The sequence below is a fragment of the Pseudomonas sp. zfem003 genome, assembly GCF_032621675.1.
GTDB classification, from domain to species: Bacteria; Pseudomonadota; Gammaproteobacteria; order Pseudomonadales; family Pseudomonadaceae; genus Metapseudomonas; species Metapseudomonas otitidis.
Map to the genome: position 1 here is coordinate 370,787 of NZ_JAVYJG010000001.1, position 19,891 is coordinate 390,677.

Genomic DNA, 19,891 nt, shown 5'->3' on the forward strand with positions numbered 1-19,891 from the left:
GGCCCGGCTATTTGGCGTCCTCCCCCGCCAGGCAGGCTGCGAACAGACGCTGCAGCGGCTGGCGGCGCTGGGCGTGGCGCGTGAGCAGGATGATCTGCCGGTGGAAGGTCAGCGGGCCGAGGCGGACCACGCGGATGGCGGCGTCGCGTTCCAGCCACAGGCCCGCTTCGGGGATCAGCGCGATGCCGAGGCCGGCCTCGACCATGCGTACGATGGCGTCCAGCTCGTCCAGTTCCAGCGCCACCTTCACGTCCAGCCGCTGCTGGCGCAGGAAGCGGGTGACCAGGCGCCCGCCGAAGGAGGTGCGGTCATAGCGCACCAGCGGCTGCTCGGCCAGCAGGCGCAGCGGGTCGTCGCCCTCCAGGCCGCGCGGCACCACCAGCACGAAGGCTTCCTCCCGCAGCACCTCGGCATGCAGTTCCTTGGGCAGTTCGAATGGCGGGCGGATGAGGATGGCCAGGTCCAGGTCGCCGGCATCCACCTGGCTCAGCAGGTTCAGCGAAACGCCGGGCACCAGCTTCGGCTCCACCGCCGGGGCGCGCTCCCGCAGGCGCAGCAGCGCGTCCGCCAGCAGCCCGGTCTGGGCGGTGGCGATGGCACCGATGCGCAGCTCCCCGGCATGGGCGCCCGCCTCGTCCGTGGCCGCCATGCGGGCGAACAGGTCGAGCATCTCCCGTGCCAGGGGCAGCGCCCGCTCACCGGCCGCGTTGAGCAGCGCCTGGCGGCCGGTGCGGTCGAACAGGCGCACGCCCAGCGCTTCTTCCAGGTTGCGGATCTGCGCGCTGACGGCGGACTGGGTGAGGCCGATGTGCATGCCGGCAGCGGCGAAGGTGCCATGGCGGGCCACGGCGACGAAGGTGCGGATCTCTCGCAGCATGGGGTGCCTCATTGATCGAAAACGTTCGTGCTCGGCACAAATAATCCTGGCTTTGCATCGAAATCTCCACATCTAAAATGGGCACACAAAACAGGAGCACAGCATGCAACTCGCCCCCTTCCACCTCGCAATCCCCGTTCACGACCTGCCCGCCGCGCGGCGTTTCTATGGCGAGGTGTTCGGCCTCGCCGAAGGCCGCTCCAGCGCGCAGTGGGTGGACTTCGACTTCTTCGGTCACCAGCTGGTGATCCACGAGCACCCGCCGACCACCAGCCAGCTCGCCGCCCACACCAACCCGGTGGACGGCCACGACGTGCCGGTGCCGCACTTCGGCGTGGTGCTCGCCTGGGAGGACTGGGAGGCCCTGGCCGAGCGGCTGCAACGCCTCGGCACGCGCTTCGTGATCGAGCCCTATGTGCGCTTCAAGGGCCAGGTGGGCGAGCAGGCGACGCTGTTCCTGCTCGACCCGTGCGGCAACGCGCTGGAGTTCAAGGCGTTCCGGGACATCGGCCAGCTGTTCGCCAAGTGAGGGGGCTCAGCCCGCCTCGGGGTGCACCAGCGCCCGGTACTGCCCGGGGGTGGAACCGGTCCACTTGCGGAACGCCTTGTAGAAGGCGCTGGCGTCGGCGAAGCCGAGCTCGAAGGCCAGCTCGGTGAAGTTGACCTCGCCCGCGTCCAGCCGGGCGACCGCCAGGTCGCGGCGCACCTGGTCCTTCAGCGCCTGGTAGGACTGCCCCTCCTGGGTGAGCTTGCGCCGCAGGGTGGAGGGCGCCATGTAGAAGTGCCCGGAGAGCGCCTCCAGGTCCGGCCAGCGCTCGGGGCGCAGGCTGCGCAGGTAGGTCTTGATGCGGGCGGCCAGGCTCTGGGGGTCGCGGTAGCGCACCAGGATGTTGGCCGGTGCACCGGCGAGGAAGCGCCGCAGGTCCGCCTCGTTGCGGCGCACCGGCTGGGCCAGGCAGTCGGCGTTGAACACCAGGCGCGTGGTGTCGCGGCCGAAGCGGAGGTGCGGGGTGAACATCACCCGGTAGTCCTCGATGTAGGCCGGCTGCGGCCCCCGTAGCTCGATGCCGAGGATCGGCAGGCGCCGACCGGCCAGCCAGCAGAGCAGGCCGTGGACCATGAGGAACAGGGTGAAGCAGGCGAAGGCCCGAGGCGGCGCGCCGCTGTCGTCGAGGACGATCTCCGCCAGGCTGCCGCGCCGCGCCAGGCGGGGCTGCAGGTCATCCAGCACCAGGGCGAGGAAGGTCAGGCTGGCCTGCAGCGCGTCCCCCAGGGTGGCGGCCTGCAGGGCGGTCCGGCTCATGTGGGCGAAGCTGCCGGACTTGAGCCGGCGGCTGTCCATGCCGAAGAACTCGTCATCCATCACCCGGGCGATCAGCAGCCACAGCTGGGCGTACTGCCTGGAGGCGACCCGACCGTAGGGCCGGGCCATCTGCTCGGCGGGAATGCCGGCCTGCTCCAGCAGCGCGGCGACGTCGCCCCCCTGCTGGCGAAGCACCTGCAGCGCTTCGTCGACGAGGCGGACGGAGATGGTGCCTTTCTCGGCTGACGTTCCTGTCATGGCGTTCCGGGGGTCATGGCGATTACGGGCGCCCAGTGTAGGAGATGGAAGGCGGGATAAGGAGCCGCGCAAGACGCGGCTCCCTGGGGCGCTAGCGGATCGCCGTCACCTTGCCGTCCCGGGGCGGCGTCAGCTCCTCGATGCTGATCTCGCGCATGCGGAACTTCTGGATCTTGCCGGTCACCGTCATGGGGAACTCGTCCACGAAACGGAAGTGCCGAGGCACCTTGAAGTGCGCGATGCGGGCCTTGGCCCAGGTCTTCAGCTCCTCCTCGCCGGCGCTGTGGCCGGGGTGGAACTTGATCCAGGCGACGATCTCCTCGCCGTACTTGCTGCAGGGAATGCCGATCACCTGCACGTCGGCCACGGCCGGGTGGGTGAAGAAGAACTCCTCCAGCTCGCGGGGGTAAATGTTCTCGCCGCCGCGGATGATCATGTCCTTGCTGCGCCCGACGATGCGCACGTAGCCGTCGTCGTCCATGGCCGCGAGGTCGCCGGTGTGCATCCAGCGGCCCGGGTCGATGGCGTCGGCGGTGGCCTGGGGGTTGTTCCAGTAGCCGAGCATCACGCTGTAGCCCCGGGTGCACAGCTCGCCGATGGTGCCGCGCGGCACGATGCGGCCCTCGGCATCGACGATCTTGCTCTCCAGCTGCGGCTGGGTGCGGCCGACGGTGGTGACGCGCAGCTCCAGCCCGTCATCCGGGCCGGTCTGCAGGGACACCGGGCTGGTCTCGGTCATGCCGTAGGCGATCTGCACCTCGCTCATGTGCATTTCGCCGATGACCCGGCGCATCACCTCGATGGGGCAGGTCGCGCCGGCCATGATGCCGGTGCGCAGGCTGGAGAGGTCGAATTCATGCCGCTGCGGGTGGTCCAGCTCGGCGATGAACATGGTCGGCACGCCGTACAGTACGGTGGCCTTCTCCTCCGCCACGGCGCGCAGGGCGGTGAGCGGGTCGAAGGCGTCGCCGGGGTAGATCATGGTGGCGCCGTGGGTCACGCAGCCCAGGTTGCCCATGACCATGCCGAAGCAGTGGTACAGCGGCACCGGGATCACCAGGCGGTCGTGCTCGGTTAGCCCCAGGCTCTCGCCGACCATGTAGCCGTTGTTGAGGATGTTGTAGTGGCTGAGGGTGGCGCCCTTGGGGAAGCCGGTGGTGCCGGAGGTGTACTGGATGTTGATGGGGTCGTCGAACTGCAGGCTGGCCTGGCGCTCGGCCAGCTCGGCCGGGGTGGCCTCCCCTGCCCGCTGCTGCAGGTCGGCCCAGGCGAGGAAGCCGGCCGGCGGTTCGGCGGCCAGGCTGATCACCCCGCGCAGTTCGGGCAGCGCCTCGCTGGCGAGCTGGCCGATGGGCGCGCTGGCCAGCTCCGGCACCAGGCCCTGGAGCATGGCGTGGTAGTCGGAGGTCTTGAAGGCGTCGGCGCAGATCACCCAACGGCAGCCGGACTGGCGCAGGGCGTACTCCAGCTCGCTGCTGCGATAGGCCGGGTTGATGTTGACGAGGATGGCGCCGACCTTGGCGCTGGCGAACTGGGTGATGCACCACTCGGCGCAGTTGGGCGCCCAGATGCCGAGCCGGTCGCCGCTCTGGATACCCAGGGCCATCAGCGCGCGGGCATGGACCTCCACCGCCTCGGCCAGGCTGCGCCAGCTGTAGCGCAGCCCCTGGTGGCGCACCACCAGCGCTTCGCGTTCGGGGAATCGGGCGACCGTGGCGTCGAATGCCGCGCCGATGGTCATGGCGAGCAGGGGCTTGTCCTGGCGCCCCCGGGTATAGCTCGGTTGATGCATGGCTGTCCCTTCTTGTCGTTGTGGTGGGATCGGGTCGTTCCGAGTGGCCTCCGATTCGGGCAGGGAGGCCGATTACCTTTACGTAAACGTCAATCTGGGTAAAGGGTTTTGTTCTGTCCAGTGACCCATTGGTCGTAGATGGCGCGAAATGAGGCGTGCGAACGCCTACGGCAGACCCACCCCGCTCCCGGGCGCAAGCCCGGGCCACGGGGGAGTCACCGGCCTAGCGCACGAATACCTGGGTGGTGGTGATGGCCATGTCGCCACCCGGCAGCTTGATGTTCTTCACCTTCTCCAGCCTGTCCGGATCGAAGACGGCGATGTCGTTGAAGGTGCCGGCCAGGTAGAGCTTGCTGCCCTGGGTGTTGAAGGCGATGCAGTAGTAGGAGTGATCCAGGTTGGCGGCCTTGATCAGCTTCTGCTGCTTGATGTCGTACTTGGCCAGGCGGTTGAGCACGCCGAACATCTGGTTCGGGTCCTTCGGCGAACGCAGGCCGGTGAAATACAGCTCGGTCAGCGGCGCGAAGTCCTCCACGGTGGGCTTGCCGGTCTTCAGGTCGATGCTCACGTAGCCGTAGACGAAGTCGGCGGTGGCCGGGTCCTGCTTCTCGTCCTTGAACCTGGTGGTGGTGTAGAGCATCGAGAACTCGTGCAACGGGGTCTGGTGCGGCCAGAAGTACAGCACGTCGGGCGGGCCGTAGTTGGGGCGCTTCCAGTTGCGACCGGGCACGGCGACTTCGTAGTGGCCGGTCTTCACGTCCATCTTGTAGATGTCGGGCCCGGCGATATACAGGGTGCCGTCATCGGCGGCGCGCATGATGTACAGCTGGCGCGGCACCGGGAAGCTGCGCACGGGCTGGGCGTCCAGGCCGGCGGCGGTGTCGAACACCTCCAGGCGCGGCTGCTGGACCTCGTAGTGGTCGCTGGCCATGCGGGTCGGGTTGACCACGCTGTACAGCTCCTTGCCGTCCGGGCTGAGGGCGAAGGCGAACATGGAGCGGGCCTTCTCGTCCGGTTTGCGCGAGAGCTTGGCGTGGAACACCGCGCGGCAGCTGTCGAGGTCGATGCCGTAGAGGTCGCCGAAGTGGTTGTTGAGCAGGTAGGCGGTCTTGCGGTCCGGCGACACCATGGCGGTGCCCGGTCCGAAGGCGTCGGGCAGGCGGCAGGTCTTGTAGAGGCTGTCACTGGCCAGGTCGAGCACGTGCAGGTTGTTCGGGTAGTTGGTGGCGATCATGTATTCCTGGCCGGCCTTGAGTGCCAGGCCAGCGTTGTCGGCGGCCAGGGCCTGGCCACCCAGGGCGAGCCCGGCGGCAACGGCCAGGCTGGCGAACGCATTGAGCTTCATCGGGTTTTCCCTCGTGTTCGGGTGGCCGGTCATTTGTCTTTGGGGAAGACAGTGCCGAGGTTGCGCCAGTCCTGCGAGGAGTCCTGCGCGCTGGCGTTCCAATCCTGGTAGGTGGTCATCATGTCCGGCACCTGGGCCGGCCACCAGCAGGGGTCGGAGCAGCCGTAGAGGTCGGCCTCCATGGGCTGGCACAGGGAGCTGACGCCCCCGAAGGCATCCACTTCCCAGCCCGGGTCGGTGGTCGCCGTGCAGCCGGCGACGGCACTCATGGCAACGACTTCTTCCAGGCGGTCTTCGGCTGCGGCCTGTTCGAGCAGGTGCGCTTTCTGGTTCAGCGGCTTGAGGTGTTTCATGTCAGTGCGCCTTCCGCGGAGTGATGGTGCGGCTGATGAAGGCCGGGTTGCCGGCCAGGATGCGGCTGTAGACCTCGATGCCGAAGTCCACCCAGTCGCGCATCAGTTCGCAGTAGTGGTAGGTCGGGTGCGTGGGATCGCCGTAGCGGGCGTAGCTCTCGTGGTAGCAGCCGCCGGAACAGAGGTTGCGGATGCGGCAGCTGTCGCAGCCGGTGCCGCTGCGGTCCAGGCGCTGGGAAAGGAAGTCGTTGAGCTCGGCCTGCTTCACCGCGCCGTGCACGTTGCCGAAGGTCGGCAGGCTGGAGCCGGTGAAGCGGTGGCAGAGGTTCAGCTCGCCCTTGTGGTCCACCGCCAGCATCTTCAGCCCGGCCCCGCAGGGCAGCGCCTTCTTCTGGCCCTCGTGGATATCGGTGATCAGCTGGTGCAGGTTGGAGAAGCCGATGTTGCGGTTCTCCAGCGCCGCCTCCAGGTAGCGCCGGCCCAGGGCCTTCATGTTGGCGAACACCTGCACCAGCTCGTCCGCCGTGAGGTTGAAGCTGCTGATATCACCGGAGGTGACCGGGGCGAACCCCACCTCGGCGAAGCCCAGCTCGTTGAACAGGTGGTCCCAGATGGTTTCCACGTCGGTGACGCCGGTGGTCAGCGTCACCCGCGCGCCCACCGGGCGGCTGGTGTAGCGCGACAGCAGCATCTCCACCTTGCGCCGGACCACGTCGTAGGTGCCCTGCCCGCCCACGGTGATGCGGTTGCGGTCGTGCACCGTCTTCGGCCCGTCGATGCTGATGGACAGCCCGAAGCGGTGGGCATTCAGCCAGTCGACGATCTCCTCGGTGAGCAGCGTGGCGTTGGTGGTCATGACGAACTCCACCTGCTTGCCCGCAGCGGCGAAGCGACGCTCGCAGTAGCCCACCATGTGCTCGATCAGCGGGCGGTTGGAGAGCGGTTCGCCACCGAAGAACACCACGCTGTAGCGGGCCTCGTCGGGGGACTCGCGCAGCAGCATCTCCACCGAAGCCTCGGCGGTTTCCACGGCCATCTTCTTGCCGGCCGAGGGCTTGTCGAGGTCTTCCTTGTAGCAGTAGGTGCAGCTCAGGTTGCAGCCGGTGTTGACGTTCAGCACCACGGTGTTGAGGGCGGTGCGGTCGACCTTCTTCAGGCCGATCTCCGGCGTCAGCGGCGAGCCGTCGCTCACCACTTCCAGCGCGATCAGCTCGCGCAGGGTCTCGTCGATCTCGGCCCCGGCGAAGCGCCCGCCCAGGCGTTGCACCAGCTCCTCGGGCGAGCAGCCCTGCTGGCGCAGGGCGTCGATGATGCCCCCGGTCAGCGCGTCGGTGGCGAACAGCGAGCTGCTGGGGATGTGGAACAGCATGCGGTCGGTGTTGACCTGCACCTCGTGCAGGTTGCGTTCGACCAGATTCAAGATTGCGCCCATGGCGACCTCCTGGAATTCGTCCCGATTCGTTTCGAATCCGGGCGGGGCAACCGCCCTGCCCGGTCCTTCCCAATCAGGGCAATGGCGGGTTGTTCCAGCGCTGGACAGTGACGATCAGGTGGCCTTCGCCCTTCTGCCCGCCCTCCTCCAGCTCGGCGATCACCTTCAGGTTGCCGGCGTTGTTGGTCATCATCTTGCGTTCCGGGTTGGGGCCGGCACCGCCGGGCACGAAGACGCCATCCTTCTGCATCACCCCGGCGAACTTCACGTCCTCGTCTTCCTTGGCCCGCTCATCGAACGGTTCCACCGACCATTTCGCCGGCAGGTAGCCGATGCGGTAGGCCTTGCCGGCGGCGTCGGTGCCCCAGGCCTCGGCCTCGAAGCGACCCTGGACCTTGGGCGTGGAGCCGCCGTTCTCGCCGATGCGGGCGATGGAGAACGCGGGCACCACCTTGACCTCGGCGATGTCCTTGTAGACCGCCAGGGTCACGCCCTTGAGCGCACCGATGGACACCTCACGCAGGCCGGGGGCGGCATCGGCGGCCGCCTTCACCTTCACCCGCACCTGGTCCGGGGTGCTGTCCAGCACCTTCACCACCTCCAGCCCGGCCCCCAGTTGCGGCGCACCCGAGAGGCCGCTGCCAACCAGGGTCAGCTCGGTTTCGCTGCCGGCCTTGACCTGCGCCGGCTGCACCGCCAGGAGCCGGGCCTGGCCCTGCTTCGCGGCGCTGAAGTCGAGGCCACGCTCGTCGTGCTCGCTCTCGAACATGCGGCCGGTCATCTGACCGTCGAGGGCGGCGAAGACCTGGCGCAGGGTGGTGTCGCCCACCTTCACGTTGCCGCGCCATTCGTAGCCGTTGTAGAGGATCGCCGAGCCGCTGCCGGTGAACGGCGAACCGTCGGCGTACTGGCCCTTCACGTCCACCTTGAAGGTGTCGGCACCATCGGCGGTCACGGTCATCACGCCGCGCACATCACCCTTGGCGAGCATGTGGCCGCTGAAGCTCCACTGGCCCGGCAGCACGTCGGCCTTGGGCCGGGCCTTCTGCCAGTCGGTCCAGGCCTGGCTGTCCAGCGGGAAGCGCTTGGCCAGGTCGGGCACGGTCTGCTTGAGGGCGATGTCCAGCCAGTCGCGGTCGCGGGACTGGGCCTGGTATTCGAGGGACGGCCACTGGCCGAGGTGGAAGTTGACCAGGTGCTCCCACTCCTTCGCCGGGCGCCGCTGCAGGGCGACACGGGCACCGGAGTGGCAGCGACCGCACATCTGGCTGAGGTGATCGTCGAACTGCTCGACGGTGTTCAGCCGACGCTCCATGGCGTAGCGCACGCCGTCGGTCTCGCTGGGCGCCAGGCCCTGCTTGTCGGCCAGGTACTTGACCAGGGTGCGACGGTCCTCGTCGCTGATCTTCAGGCCGTGCATCACCTGCATGCGGGCGATGCTCATCAGCCAGCCTTCGGGCGTCTTGCGCTGGTGGCTGATGCGGCTGTAGGTGTCGTTGCCCTCGGGGATGTGGCACCCCATGCACTTGGACTGGAGGAGCGCCGGCCCCTCTTCCGCCCCATGGGCCTGGGCACACAGCAAGGCTGCCAGGGTCAGCACCAGGCTGCCCGCTTGCCGCCGGAGTCGAGTCGTCTTCAAGGTCAGACCTCCACGGTTTTGTTCTTATGGGTCGCGCCGAACCGGGCGGCACAACTGTCGCAGCCGATACAGGATGTGTGCCACTTCCGATAAATCCTTCTGAATCAATGACTTGAGCGCGCAACGCAGCTTCACCGGGGCTGTGGCGAAACACCGCACGCGTCTAATTTCGAGACAGGCTGTTCCAGCCTGAGACGCCGCCACGGTGACACCCGAGCGCAGCGGGCGAGGCTGTTGCACGGGTTGTCTCACGCCGTCTCAAAGTGCAACAGCCCCAACGCGCCGGTGCCCACCTCATCGGCGCCACAGGTCACGGCAGACGGCGCCTGGCGCCCTCGCGCGCAGCTTGGCATGGCGGTTGCCCCATGGCGGTTCACCTCCTTCCCTGACAACAAGAGAGCGACCCCATGTCCGACCAGCTGCCCCTCCTGCCGGCCACCCGCGCCTTCCTCGACCGCCCGCTGAAGATGCTCATCGGCGACCAGTGGCAGGACGCCACCAGCGGCGCCACCCTGGACTTCCGCAACCCGGCCACGGGTGACGTTATCGGCCGCGTGCCCTCGGCCGACGCCGACGACGTGGACCGCGCCGTGCGCGCCGCCCGCCAGGCTTTCGATGACTCCGCCTGGAGCCGCATGCGCCCCCGCGAGCGGCAGAACCTGCTGTGGCGCCTGGCCGACCTGATGCAGCGCGATGCCCAGCAACTGGCGGAGCTGGAATGCCTCAACAACGGCAAGAGCGCGGCGGTGGCGCAGGTGATGGACGTGCAGCTGGCCATCGACTTCCTCCGCTACATGGCCGGCTGGGCCACCAAGATCGAAGGCAGCAGCGTCGACGTCTCCCTGCCGCTGATGCCGGACGACCAGTTCCACGGCTTCATCCGCCGCGAAGCCGTTGGCGTGGTGGGCGCCATCGTCGCCTGGAACTTCCCCCTGCTGCTGGCCTGCTGGAAGCTCGGCCCGGCCCTGGCCACCGGCTGCACGGTGGTGCTCAAGCCGGCGGACGAAACGCCGGTCACCGCCCTCAAGCTGGCCGAACTGGTGCTGGAGGCGGGCTACCCCGCCGGGGTGTTCAACGTGGTGACCGGCACCGGCCTGAACGCCGGCGCCGCCCTCACCCGCCACCCGGGCGTGGACAAGCTGACCTTCACCGGCTCCACCGAGGTCGGCAAGCAGATCGGCAAGGCCGCCATGGACAACATGACCCGCGTCACCCTGGAGCTGGGCGGCAAGTCGCCGACCCTGGTACTGGCCGACGCCAACCTGCAGGACGCCGCCGCCGGCGCCGCCACGGCGATCTTCTTCAACCAGGGCCAGGTGTGCTGCGCCGGCTCGCGCCTGTACGTGCAGCGCAAGCACTTCGACAACGTGGTGGCCGACATCGCCGGCATCGCCAACGGCATGAAGCTGGGCAACGGGCTGGACCCGAGCGTGCAGATGGGCCCGCTGATCTCTGCCCGCCAGCAGGACCGCGTGACCGGCTACATCAACCTCGGCCGCGAGCTGGGGGCCTCGGTGGTCTGCGGCGGCGAAGGCTTCGGGCCGGGGTATTTCGTCAAGCCGACGGTGATCGCCGACGTCGACCAGAAACACCGCCTGGTGCAGGAAGAGATCTTCGGCCCGGTGCTGGTGGCCATGCCCTTCGACGACCTCGACGAAGCCGTGCGCCTGGCCAACGACAACCCCTACGGCCTCGGTGCGAGCATCTGGTCCAACGACCTGGGCGCCGTGCATAGGATGATCCCGCGCATCAAGTCCGGCTCCGTGTGGGTCAACTGCCACAGCGCACTGGACCCGGCCCTGCCCTTCGGCGGCTACAAGATGTCGGGGCTCGGCCGCGAGATGGGCGCAGCCGCCATCGAGCACTACACCGAACTCAAGTCGGTACTGATGCGGTTGTAAGCGCAACGCCGGCCCCAACGCAGGGGCCGGCACAAGACCGGGCAGGCGGCCGGCCCGCCCATCTCGTTCAGCGTGCTAGCGCAGACCGCCAAAGCGCCGGTAGAAGCCCTCGCTGGCGTCGGGCAGAGGGCCGTCGGCGGTTTCCAGGTTGGCGTTCAGCCATTCCTCGGCCTTGGCGTAGATCAGGCGGTAGATGTTGCGGCACAGCTGCCGGGCCGATCGGCCTTCCCAGTCGCTGGGCAGCAGCTCGTCCGGCAGTTGCGGGTCGCGCAGCAGCAGGCGGCGGTATTCGTGGATCAGCAGCGTGCGGGCCAGCAGGCAGTCCTCGGGGTCCAGGCTTTCCTGCTCGCGCAGGGCCTGCCAGAGCGGGCGGAACAGCTGGATGAACTCGCGGTAGTGCTCGCCCAGTTCGTCCAGCCGCCAGCTCTCGCGCACCTGCATGCGCAGGGCCTTGGAGGCCAGCACATCCTGGGCGCTGGTCTCGAAGACGATGCTGTCCTCCAGGGCGTCCAGCTCCTGCAGGGTGGTGGTGAGGTCCACGCGGTCGCAGCGGGGGTTGGCCAGCACGGTCGGCGCGATGGCACCGAAGCCCTGCCACTCCAGCTCCTCGCGCACCTGCTTGCGCTTCTCCTGGGGCAGCTGCGACAGCACCACCAGGTGCCAGGAGCCATCCCAGGCCGGGATGCCGGAGCTGTAGACGCGCTTGAAGGCCTTCTCGAAACGCCGACGGCCGGTGCCGGTGAGGCTGTAGTAGCTGCGCCGCCCGACCTTCTCGGCACTCAGCCAGCCGTCCTTGGTGAGGCGGAAGATCGAGGTGCGGATCAGCCGCTCGTTGATGCCGATGGGCTCCAGCATCTGGATCAGGCTGCCCAGCCAGACGGTGCCGCCGTGGGGTTCGATGGCATCCCCGTAGAGGGTCATGATCAGCGAGCTGGCGCGAATGGGGGTCTGCTGCTGGAAGCGGGTGATGAGCTGGTCCAGGGGCGCGAGGGAGGTCATGGGCATACGGGGTCGTGAAGGGATGCCGACTATACCCGCACGCTTCACGATGGGGCCACAGGCGTTAGGGGGCCACAGACCGAACCCATCAGCGTGCCTCGCCCTTGGGCCGCAGGCCCGGGTCGCTCATGCGCGGCCGGCCGGGCTCCACCTCGGCCAGCGGCTCGCAGGGCTCGAGCGCCGCCAGGCAGCGCTGGGCCAGGCGCTGGTACTCGCGGGTGCCGGCCTGTTTCCAGGCCACCTCGTCATCGCTCAGCACACGGCGCACCTGCGCCGGGGAGCCCATCACCAGGGACTGCGCATCGCAGGTGAAACCCGCCTTGACGAAGGCCGTGGCGGAAACGAAGGAACGCGCGCCGATGCGCGCGCCATCCATCACCACCGCATTCATGCCCACCAGGGCGTCTTCGCCGATCTGGCAGCCATGCAACACCGCGCCGTGCCCGATGTGGCCGTTGCGCGCCACCACCGTGTCGCTGCCGGGGAAGCCGTGCATCACGCAGGTGTCCTGGATGTTGGCGCCCTCCTCCAGAACGATGCGCCCGAAGTCGCCGCGCAGGCTGGCCAGCGGGCCGACGTAGCAGTGCGGGCCGATGATCACGTCCCCGATCAGCACCGCGCTCGGGTGCACATAGGCAGTGGGGTGCACCACCGGAACCAGTCCATCCAGGCTGTAGCAGGCCATGGGCGTTTCTCCTTCTCAGGCTCAAGCCTTATTCGATTCAAAAATACGCAGCTCTTGTATCACATGGAAACACCTTCAAAAAAGCACCGGAATCACGACCAATCAGCCACTCAACGCTAAATAAAGGCCAATAAGTCCTGTAGCAGGTCCTTCACAACCACCAAGCCGCGATCTTTTAAGACACATTTTCTATTTTTTGATTTGTTGTTTTGTATCGCTTTATGCCTATACTGCCGCCACAACGGATGGCGACCCGTCGCGAACGCCCGGGTCACGCGCCATCTCACCAACAAGAGCGGCATGCCTGAGCCGCGCGTGCACCAGAGGACGTTCGTCATGCCTCGTACCCTTGCTGTCCTGCCGCCCGAACTGGGTGTCCGCCTGATCACCCTGCAGCGCCCCGAGGCGCTGAATGCGCTGAACACCGAGCTGCTCGGCGAACTGGCTGCCGAGCTGGACCTGGCCGAGCAGGACGCCCACACCCGCGCGGTGGTGATCACTGGCAGCCGCAGAGCCTTCGCCGCCGGTGCCGACATCCAGGAGATGGCCGAGCGCGACCTGGTGGGCATCCTCAATGACCCGCGCCAGGCCCACTGGCAACGCATCGCCCGCTTCGGCAAACCGCTGGTGGCCGCCGTCAACGGCTTCTGCCTCGGCGGTGGCTGCGAGCTGGCCATGCACGCCGACATCCTCATCGCCGGTGAAGACGCCCGCTTCGGCCAGCCGGAAATCAACCTCGGGATCATGCCCGGCGCCGGCGGCACCCAGCGCCTGCTGCGCGCCGTGGGCAAGTCCCTGGCCATGCAGATGGTGCTCACCGGCGAAGCCATCGACGCCCGCCACGCCCAGCGCGCCGGACTGGTCAGCGAGGTGACCCAACCCGAGTTCACCGTCGAGCGCGCCCTCGCCATCGCCCGGCTGATCGCCCAGAAGGCGCCACTGGCCGTGCGCCTGGCCAAGGAGGCCGTGCTCAAGGCCGAGGACACCGACCTCGCCAGCGGCCTGCGTTTCGAGCGCCATGCCTTCACCCTGCTGGCCGGCACCCGCGACCGCGACGAAGGCATCCGTGCCTTCCAGGAAAAGCGCCGCCCCGACTTCACCGGCCAGTGACCGCTGGCCGCCCTCTCCCGCCGCCCTGGAGCGCCCGAGACATGACCTTCGAACACATCCTCTTTTCCATCGAGGCGGGTGTCGCCACCCTCAGCCTCAACCGACCCGAGCAGCTCAACAGCTTCAACGCCCAGATGCACAGCGAGGTCCGCGAGGCCCTCAAGCAGGTGCGCCAGGACCCGGCGGTGCGCGTGCTGCTGCTGACCGGCGAAGGCCGTGGCTTCTGCGCCGGCCAGGACCTGGCCGACCGCAACGTCGCACCCGGCAGCGAGGCGCCGGACCTGGGGGCCTCCATCGAGCAGTTCTACAACCCGCTGATCCGCACCCTGCGCGACCTGCCCATGCCGGTGGTCTGCGCCGTCAACGGCGTCGCCGCCGGGGCCGGGGCCAACATCCCCCTGGCGTGCGACCTGGTCCTGGCCGCCCGCTCCGCCAGCTTCATCCAGGCCTTCTGCAAGATCGGCCTGATCCCCGATTCCGGCGGCACCTGGACCCTGCCGCGCCTGGTCGGCATGGCCCGTGCCAAGGCCCTGGCCCTGCTGGGCGAGCGCCTGAGCGCCGAGCAGGCCGAGCAGTGGGGGCTGATCCACCGCGTGGTGGACGATGCCGCCCTGCGTGACGAGGCCCTCAAGCTCGCCCGCCACCTGGCCACCCAGCCGACCTACGGCCTGGCGCTGATCAAGCGCAGCCTCAATGCCAGCCTGGACAACAGCTTCGACCAGCAGCTGGAACTGGAGCGCGACCTGCAGCGCCTGGCCGGCCGCAGCGAGGACTACCGCGAAGGCGTCAGCGCCTTCATGGCCAAACGCTCCCCGGTCTTCAAAGGACGCTGAACCCATGCCTGCCCTGCCCCAAACGTCCCTCGTCGCCGTGATCGGCGCCGGTGCCATGGGCGCCGGCATCGCCCAGGTGGCGGCCCAGGCCGGCCACCCGGTCCGGCTCTACGACAACCGCCCCGGCGCCGCCGCCCAGGCCGTGGACGGCATCGACCGCCAGCTCGGCCGCCTGGTGGAGAAAGGCAAGCTGGATGCCGCCGAGCGCCAGGCCATCGTCGCCCGCCTGCAACCGGCGGAGACGCTGGAAGCCCTGGCCGACGCACGCCTGGTGATCGAAGCCATCGTCGAGAACCTGGAGATCAAGCGCGCCCTGCTGCAGCAGCTGGAGGCGCTGTGCAGCCCCACCTGCATCCTCGCCAGCAACACCTCCTCGCTGTCCATCACCGCCCTGGCCGCCGGGCTCGCCCACCCGGGCCGGGTGATCGGCCTGCATTTCTTCAACCCGGCACCGCTGATGGCCCTGGTGGAAGTCGTCTCGGGCCTGGCCAGCGACCCGGCCCTGGCTGACGCCCTGTACGCCACCGCGCGCGCCTGGGGCAAGCAGCCGGTGCACACCCGCTCCACTCCCGGCTTCATCGTCAACCGGGTGGCCCGGCCCTTCTATGCGGAAAGCCTGCGCCTGCTGCAGGAGGGTGCCGCCGACTGCGCCACCCTCGACGCCCTGATGCGCGAGGCCGGCGGCTTCCGCATGGGCGCCTTCGAACTCACCGACCTGATCGGCCACGACGTCAACTACGCCGTCACCTGCTCGGTGTTCGACGCCTACTACGGCGACTTCCGCTTCCAGCCCTCGCTGATCCAGAAGGAGCTGGTGGACGCCGGCCGCCTCGGGCGCAAGAGCGGCCGTGGCTTCTACGACTACACCGAAGGCGCCCAGCGCCCGACGCCCGCCGCGCTCTCAAGCGAGCAGACCGTGGACGGCTGCGTGGTGGAGGGCCACCTGGGCGTGGCCGAGCCGCTGGTGGCGCGCCTGCAGGCCGCCGGCCTGGCGGTGACCCGCCGCAACGGCACCGGCCTGCTGCGGGTCGGCGATGCCGTGCTGGCCCTCTCCGACGGCCGCCTGGCCAGCCAGCGCGCCCGCGAGGACGGCCTGGCCAACCTGGTGCTGCTGGACCTGGCGCTGGACTACGCCGAGGCCAGCCGCCTGGGCATCACCTGGGCCGCCGGCACCTCCGCCCTCGCCCGCGACGAGGCCGTGGCGCTGCTGCAGCGCGCCGGCATCACCGCCACGCCGTTGGCCGACATCCCCGGCCTGGCCGTGCTGCGCACCGTCGCCATGCTGGCCAACGAAGGCGCCGATGCGGTGCTGCAGGGCGTCGGCTCGGCGGCGGACATCGACCTGGCCATGCGCGCCGGCGTCAACTACCCCAAGGGCCCGCTGGCCTGGGCCGACGCCATCGGCCTGGCGGCGCTGCTGCGCACCCTGGACAACCTGCAGGCGGCCTACGGCGAGGCGCGCTATCGCCCGTCGCTGCTGCTGCGCCGCCACGTCGCCGAAGGGAGGACCTTCCATGACCAACCATGAAGCCCTGTACCTGGCCGAGGCCTGCGGCAGCGCCCTGTTCGAGCGCGACACCGCCAGCCAGGCCATGGGCATGCGCCTGCTCTCCGTCGCACCCGGCCGGGCGCAGATGGGCATGACCGTGCGCGCCGACATGGTCCAGGGCCACGGCACCTGCCACGGCGGCTACCTCTTCGCCCTGGCCGACTCGGCCTTCGCCTTTGCCTGCAACAGCTACAACGAAGCCACCGTGGCCATCGGCTGCAGCATCGACTACGTGGCCCCGGCGCGCCTGGGCGACACCCTCACCGCCCAGGCCAGCGAGCAGAGCCGCAGCGGGCGCACCGGCAACTACGACGTGCGCATCGAGAACCAGAACGGGCAGCTGATCGCCCTGTTCCACGGCAAATCCTACAAAGTGCGCGGCACGGTGCTGGCGCAGGAGACCCCTGATGAGTGATGTCCAGATGAACGACGCCCTGATCATCGACGCCGTGCGCACCCCCATCGGCCGCTACGCCGGGGCGCTGTCCGGCGTGCGTGCCGACGACCTCGGCGCGGTGCCGATCCGCGCCCTGATGGCGCGCCACCCGGAACTGGACTGGAGCGCCATCGACGACGTGATCTACGGCTGCGCCAACCAGGCCGGCGAGGACAACCGCAACGTCGCGCGCATGGCCGCCCTGCTCGCCGGCCTGCCGCAGAGCGTGCCCGGCACCACCCTCAACCGCCTGTGCGGCTCCGGCCTCGACGCCGTGGGCAGCGCCGCCCGCGCCCTGCGCTGCGGCGAAGCCGGGCTGATGATCGCCGGCGGGGTGGAGTCCATGTCCCGCGCGCCCTTCGTCATGGGCAAGGCCGACACCGCCTTCTCCCGCCAGGCGGAGATCTTTGACACCACTATCGGCTGGCGCTTCGTCAACCCGCTGATGCAGGCCGGATTCGGCATCGACTCCATGCCGGAGACCGCCGAGAACGTCGCCGAGCAGTTCGGCATCTCCCGCGCCGACCAGGACGCCTTCGCCCTGCGCAGCCAGCAGCGCGCCGCCGCGGCCCAGGCCAGCGGGCGCCTGGGCAAAGAGATCGTCCCCGTGGAAATCCCCCAGCGCAAAGGCCCGCCCAAGGTGGTGAGCCAGGACGAGCACCCGCGCGGCGATACCACCCTGGAGCAACTGGCCAAACTGGGCACGCCCTTCCGCCTGGGCGGTTCGGTCACCGCCGGCAACGCCTCGGGCGTCAACGACGGCGCCTGTGCCCTGCTGCTGGCCAGCCCCGCCGCCGCCCGGCGCCACGGCCTCAAGGCCCGCGCCCGGGTGGTCGGCATGGCCACTGCCGGGGTGGAGCCGCGCATCATGGGCATCGGCCCGGTCCCGGCGACCCGCAAGGTGCTGGAGCTGACCGGGCTGTCCCTGGCCGACATGGACGTGATCGAACTCAACGAGGCCTTCGCCGCCCAGGGCCTGGCCGTGCTGCGGGAGCTGGGCGTGGCCGACGACGACCCCCGGGTCAACCCCAACGGCGGCGCCATCGCCCTCGGCCACCCGCTGGGCATGAGCGGCGCGCGCCTGGTGACCACCGCCCTCCACGAACTGGAAGAACGTCAGGGCCGCTATGCCCTCTGCACCATGTGCATCGGCGTCGGCCAGGGCATCGCCCTGGTCATTGAAAGGCGCTGAAACGCTACGCCCGAGCCCGGGCGAACAGCGCGGAGTATGCTGCTCGCCTGCACTCGCAGCCCCTCACCGGCTGTCGACTACAACAACAATTCGAGTGACCCATGATGAACACGATCGCCTCCACCGCCTTGCTCGATCCCATGGAAACCGCCAGCGTCGACGAACTGCGCCAGCACCAGCTGGATCGCCTGCGCTGGAGCCTGAAGCACGCCTACGACAACGTCCCGCTGTACCGCCGCCGCTTCGACGAGGCGGGCGTGCACCCGGACGACCTGCAGTCCCTGGAGGACCTGGCGCGCTTCCCCTTCACCGGCAAGAACGACCTGCGCGACAACTACCCCTACGGCATGTTCGCCGTGCCCCAGAGCGAGGTGGTGCGCCTGCACGCCTCCAGCGGCACCACCGGCAAGCCGACGGTGGTGGGCTACACCCGCAACGACATCGACACCTGGGCCGGCGTGGTGGCGCGCTCCATCCGCGCGGCCGGGGGGCGCAAGGGCGACAAGGTGCACGTGTCCTACGGCTACGGCCTGTTCACCGGCGGCCTGGGCGCGCACTACGGCGCCGAGCGCCTGGGCTGCACGGTGATCCCCGTGTCCGGCGGCCAGACCGAAAAGCAGGTGCAGCTGATCCGCGACTTCCAGCCCGACATCATCATGGTCACCCCGTCCTACATGCTGAACCTGGCGGACGAGATCGAACGCCAGGGCATCGACCCCCACGACCTGCCCCTGCGCCTGGGCATCTTCGGTGCCGAACCCTGGACGGCCGAGCTGCGCCGCGCCATCGAGGAGCGCATGGGCATCACCGCGCTGGACATCTACGGCCTCTCGGAAATCATGGGCCCGGGCGTGGCCATGGAATGCGCCGAGACCAAGGACGGCCCGACCATCTGGGAGGACCACTTCTACCCCGAGATCATCGACCCGGTGACCGGCCAGGTGCTGCCGGACGGCGAGTACGGCGAGCTGGTGTTCACCTCCCTGTCCAAGGAGGCGCTGCCGATGATCCGCTACCGCACCCGCGACCTCACCCGCCTGCTGCCCGGCACCGCGCGGCCGATGCGGCGCATGGACAAGATCACCGGGCGCAGCGACGACATGCTGATCATCCGCGGCGTGAACGTGTTCCCCACCCAGGTGGAGGAGCTGGTGCTGAAGGTGCGCGCCCTGTCGGAGAACTACGAGATCCACCTCTACCGCGACGGCAACCTCGACGGCATCGAGATCCACGTCGAGCCGCGCCCGGGCCAGGAGCCGGCTAACACGGCCCAGGAGCTGGCCCTGTGCAGCGAGCTGGGCAAGCTGATCAAGACCTACATCGGCATCAGCGCACGGGTGGTGCTGCGCCCGCCCTTCTCGCTGAAGCGCTCCGAAGGCAAGGCCTGCCACGTCTACGACCGGCGCAAGGCCGGCTGAGCCACCCCGCCGCCGGGAACGGGCCTGCGCCCGTTCTCAGCGGGGCGCGGGCTCGATCACGAAGCGATAGGGGTTGTCCGGCTCACTGAAGCGCAAGCGATAGGTCTCGGCCGAGGCGGCCCCGTCACTGCGCCGGTAATCCATCTGCACACCCGGCGGCAGGTCGCCCGGGCCTTCCAGGTAGCGGGTTTCGGGATAGAAGAAGACGCCATTGCCCCCCTCGCGCACCGCCCCGCAGGCGGCGAACAGCGGCGGCAGCACATGCAGGTTCCCGCCCCTCACCACCAGCACGCCGCTGTAGCGGGCCATGCGTCCGCTGCCGTTGTAGTGCAGCTCCAGGCACAGGTCCGTGCCCTGTTGCCAGGCGGTGACCGAGGCCAGCGATTCCGGGTCTTGGGGCGAGGTGCCGCCCCAGTCCGCCGGGGCGAGGTTCACCGCGTCCGCCAGCGACAAGGTGCGCCCGGCCACCGCCAGGCTGCTGCCATCGAACACCAGCGCCGGCCAGCCGGCCGGTGCCTCGCTGCCCAGCGCCCCGGGCGCGCTCCACAGCGCATCCGGGTAGCGCTCGGCCGCCACGCCGAGGGCGTTGGTCCACAGGCAATGACGGGGCTCGTCGGTGCAGGCCTGCTGCAACTCGAGCCCCTCACCCGGGAACAGGTTCCTGCCGAGCCCGGCATAGAACTCGTCATAGCCCTCGTAGGGCGCTGCGAGCAGCGGGCCGGCGGCCAGCCCCAGCAGCGCCCCCAGTGCCAGGTGCCGTGTGCGCACG

The 19,891-nt window shown here is 69.0% G+C and carries 18 protein-coding genes; 8 read left to right on the forward strand and 10 right to left on the reverse strand.

Annotation, left to right across the window (positions count from 1 at the left end; all coding sequences use genetic code 11):
• Nucleotides 1-7 precede the first annotated feature (7 nt).
• Nucleotides 8-877, reverse strand: a complete 870-nt coding sequence (locus RTK35_RS01655; protein ID WP_172433474.1) for a LysR family transcriptional regulator — start codon at nt 875-877, stop codon at nt 8-10.
• A 103-nt stretch (nt 878-980) separates the two neighbouring features.
• On the opposite strand from RTK35_RS01655, the gene RTK35_RS01660 reads away from it, so the two are divergent.
• On the forward strand, nt 981-1,406 hold the full coding sequence (locus RTK35_RS01660; protein WP_172433473.1) for a VOC family protein: 426 nt from the start codon (nt 981-983) through the stop codon (nt 1,404-1,406).
• 6 nt (nt 1,407-1,412) lie between these two features.
• Here the strand turns inward: RTK35_RS01660 and RTK35_RS01665 are convergent, their stop codons facing one another.
• The 6 genes from RTK35_RS01665 to peaA all read right to left on the reverse strand — a co-directional run bounded on the left by RTK35_RS01665 (nt 1,413) and on the right by peaA (nt 8,999).
• Nucleotides 1,413-2,438 (reverse strand): AraC family transcriptional regulator, encoded by a 1,026-nt coding sequence (locus tag RTK35_RS01665; protein WP_172433472.1) that lies wholly within the window; start codon nt 2,436-2,438, stop codon nt 1,413-1,415.
• A gap of 91 nt (nt 2,439-2,529) precedes the next feature.
• Complete coding sequence (locus tag RTK35_RS01670; RefSeq protein WP_316907214.1) at nt 2,530-4,230, reverse strand: AMP-binding protein; 1,701 nt, start codon at nt 4,228-4,230, stop codon at nt 2,530-2,532.
• A gap of 223 nt (nt 4,231-4,453) precedes the next feature.
• A complete protein-coding gene (gene peaD / locus RTK35_RS01675; RefSeq protein ID WP_316907215.1) occupies nt 4,454-5,575 on the reverse strand; it encodes a quinohemoprotein amine dehydrogenase subunit beta in 1,122 nt (373 codons plus the stop codon).
• A gap of 29 nt (nt 5,576-5,604) precedes the next feature.
• A complete protein-coding gene (qhpC, locus tag RTK35_RS01680; protein ID WP_044403960.1) occupies nt 5,605-5,928 on the reverse strand; it encodes a quinohemoprotein amine dehydrogenase subunit gamma in 324 nt (107 codons plus the stop codon).
• A 1-nt stretch (nt 5,929) separates the two neighbouring features.
• Nucleotides 5,930-7,360, reverse strand: a complete 1,431-nt coding sequence (gene peaB, locus RTK35_RS01685; RefSeq protein WP_316907216.1) for a quinohemoprotein amine dehydrogenase maturation protein — start codon at nt 7,358-7,360, stop codon at nt 5,930-5,932.
• Nucleotides 7,361-7,433: 73 nt separating this feature from the next.
• Nucleotides 7,434-8,999: a quinohemoprotein amine dehydrogenase subunit alpha gene (gene peaA, locus RTK35_RS01690; protein WP_316907217.1), complete on the reverse strand. Its 1,566-nt coding sequence runs from the start codon at nt 8,997-8,999 to the stop codon at nt 7,434-7,436.
• Nucleotides 9,000-9,406: 407 nt separating this feature from the next.
• Here peaA and RTK35_RS01695 point away from each other — a divergent pair, with 407 nt between their 5' ends.
• Nucleotides 9,407-10,900, forward strand: coding sequence for an aldehyde dehydrogenase family protein (locus RTK35_RS01695; protein WP_142009762.1), 1,494 nt, complete (start codon nt 9,407-9,409; stop codon nt 10,898-10,900).
• A gap of 75 nt (nt 10,901-10,975) precedes the next feature.
• Here RTK35_RS01695 and paaX read toward each other — a convergent pair whose 3' ends face one another.
• The gene (paaX, locus tag RTK35_RS01700) at nt 10,976-11,899 is read right to left on the reverse strand and encodes a phenylacetic acid degradation operon negative regulatory protein PaaX (protein WP_044404127.1); all 924 of its coding nucleotides are present in this window, start codon (nt 11,897-11,899) and stop codon (nt 10,976-10,978) included.
• 88 nt (nt 11,900-11,987) lie between these two features.
• Nucleotides 11,988-12,584 (reverse strand): phenylacetic acid degradation protein PaaY, encoded by a 597-nt coding sequence (gene paaY / locus RTK35_RS01705; RefSeq protein WP_208273972.1) that lies wholly within the window; start codon nt 12,582-12,584, stop codon nt 11,988-11,990.
• A 336-nt stretch (nt 12,585-12,920) separates the two neighbouring features.
• On the opposite strand from paaY, the gene paaF reads away from it, so the two are divergent.
• The 6 genes from paaF (at nt 12,921) to paaK (ending at nt 19,122) form a co-directional block, all read left to right on the forward strand.
• The gene (gene paaF, locus RTK35_RS01710; RefSeq protein WP_316907218.1) at nt 12,921-13,694 is read left to right on the forward strand and encodes a 2,3-dehydroadipyl-CoA hydratase PaaF; all 774 of its coding nucleotides are present in this window, start codon (nt 12,921-12,923) and stop codon (nt 13,692-13,694) included.
• A 41-nt stretch (nt 13,695-13,735) separates the two neighbouring features.
• A complete protein-coding gene (paaG, locus tag RTK35_RS01715) occupies nt 13,736-14,527 on the forward strand; it encodes a 2-(1,2-epoxy-1,2-dihydrophenyl)acetyl-CoA isomerase PaaG (protein WP_316907219.1) in 792 nt (263 codons plus the stop codon).
• A gap of 4 nt (nt 14,528-14,531) precedes the next feature.
• The gene (gene paaH, locus RTK35_RS01720; RefSeq protein WP_316907220.1) at nt 14,532-16,055 is read left to right on the forward strand and encodes a 3-hydroxyacyl-CoA dehydrogenase PaaH; all 1,524 of its coding nucleotides are present in this window, start codon (nt 14,532-14,534) and stop codon (nt 16,053-16,055) included.
• On the forward strand, nt 16,042-16,491 hold the full coding sequence (gene paaI / locus RTK35_RS01725) for a hydroxyphenylacetyl-CoA thioesterase PaaI (RefSeq protein WP_316907221.1): 450 nt from the start codon (nt 16,042-16,044) through the stop codon (nt 16,489-16,491). Before paaH ends, paaI begins: the two co-directional genes overlap by 14 nt.
• A gap of 7 nt (nt 16,492-16,498) precedes the next feature.
• Entirely contained in the window at nt 16,499-17,704 is a 1,206-nt protein-coding gene (pcaF, locus tag RTK35_RS01730) for a 3-oxoadipyl-CoA thiolase (RefSeq protein WP_410478624.1), read from the forward strand.
• A gap of 104 nt (nt 17,705-17,808) precedes the next feature.
• Nucleotides 17,809-19,122, forward strand: coding sequence for a phenylacetate--CoA ligase PaaK (gene paaK / locus RTK35_RS01735; protein WP_316907394.1), 1,314 nt, complete (start codon nt 17,809-17,811; stop codon nt 19,120-19,122).
• A 36-nt stretch (nt 19,123-19,158) separates the two neighbouring features.
• Here the strand turns inward: paaK and RTK35_RS01740 are convergent, their stop codons facing one another.
• Entirely contained in the window at nt 19,159-19,890 is a 732-nt protein-coding gene (locus RTK35_RS01740; RefSeq protein ID WP_316907223.1) for a hypothetical protein, read from the reverse strand.
• Nucleotide 19,891: the final 1 nt, after the last annotated feature.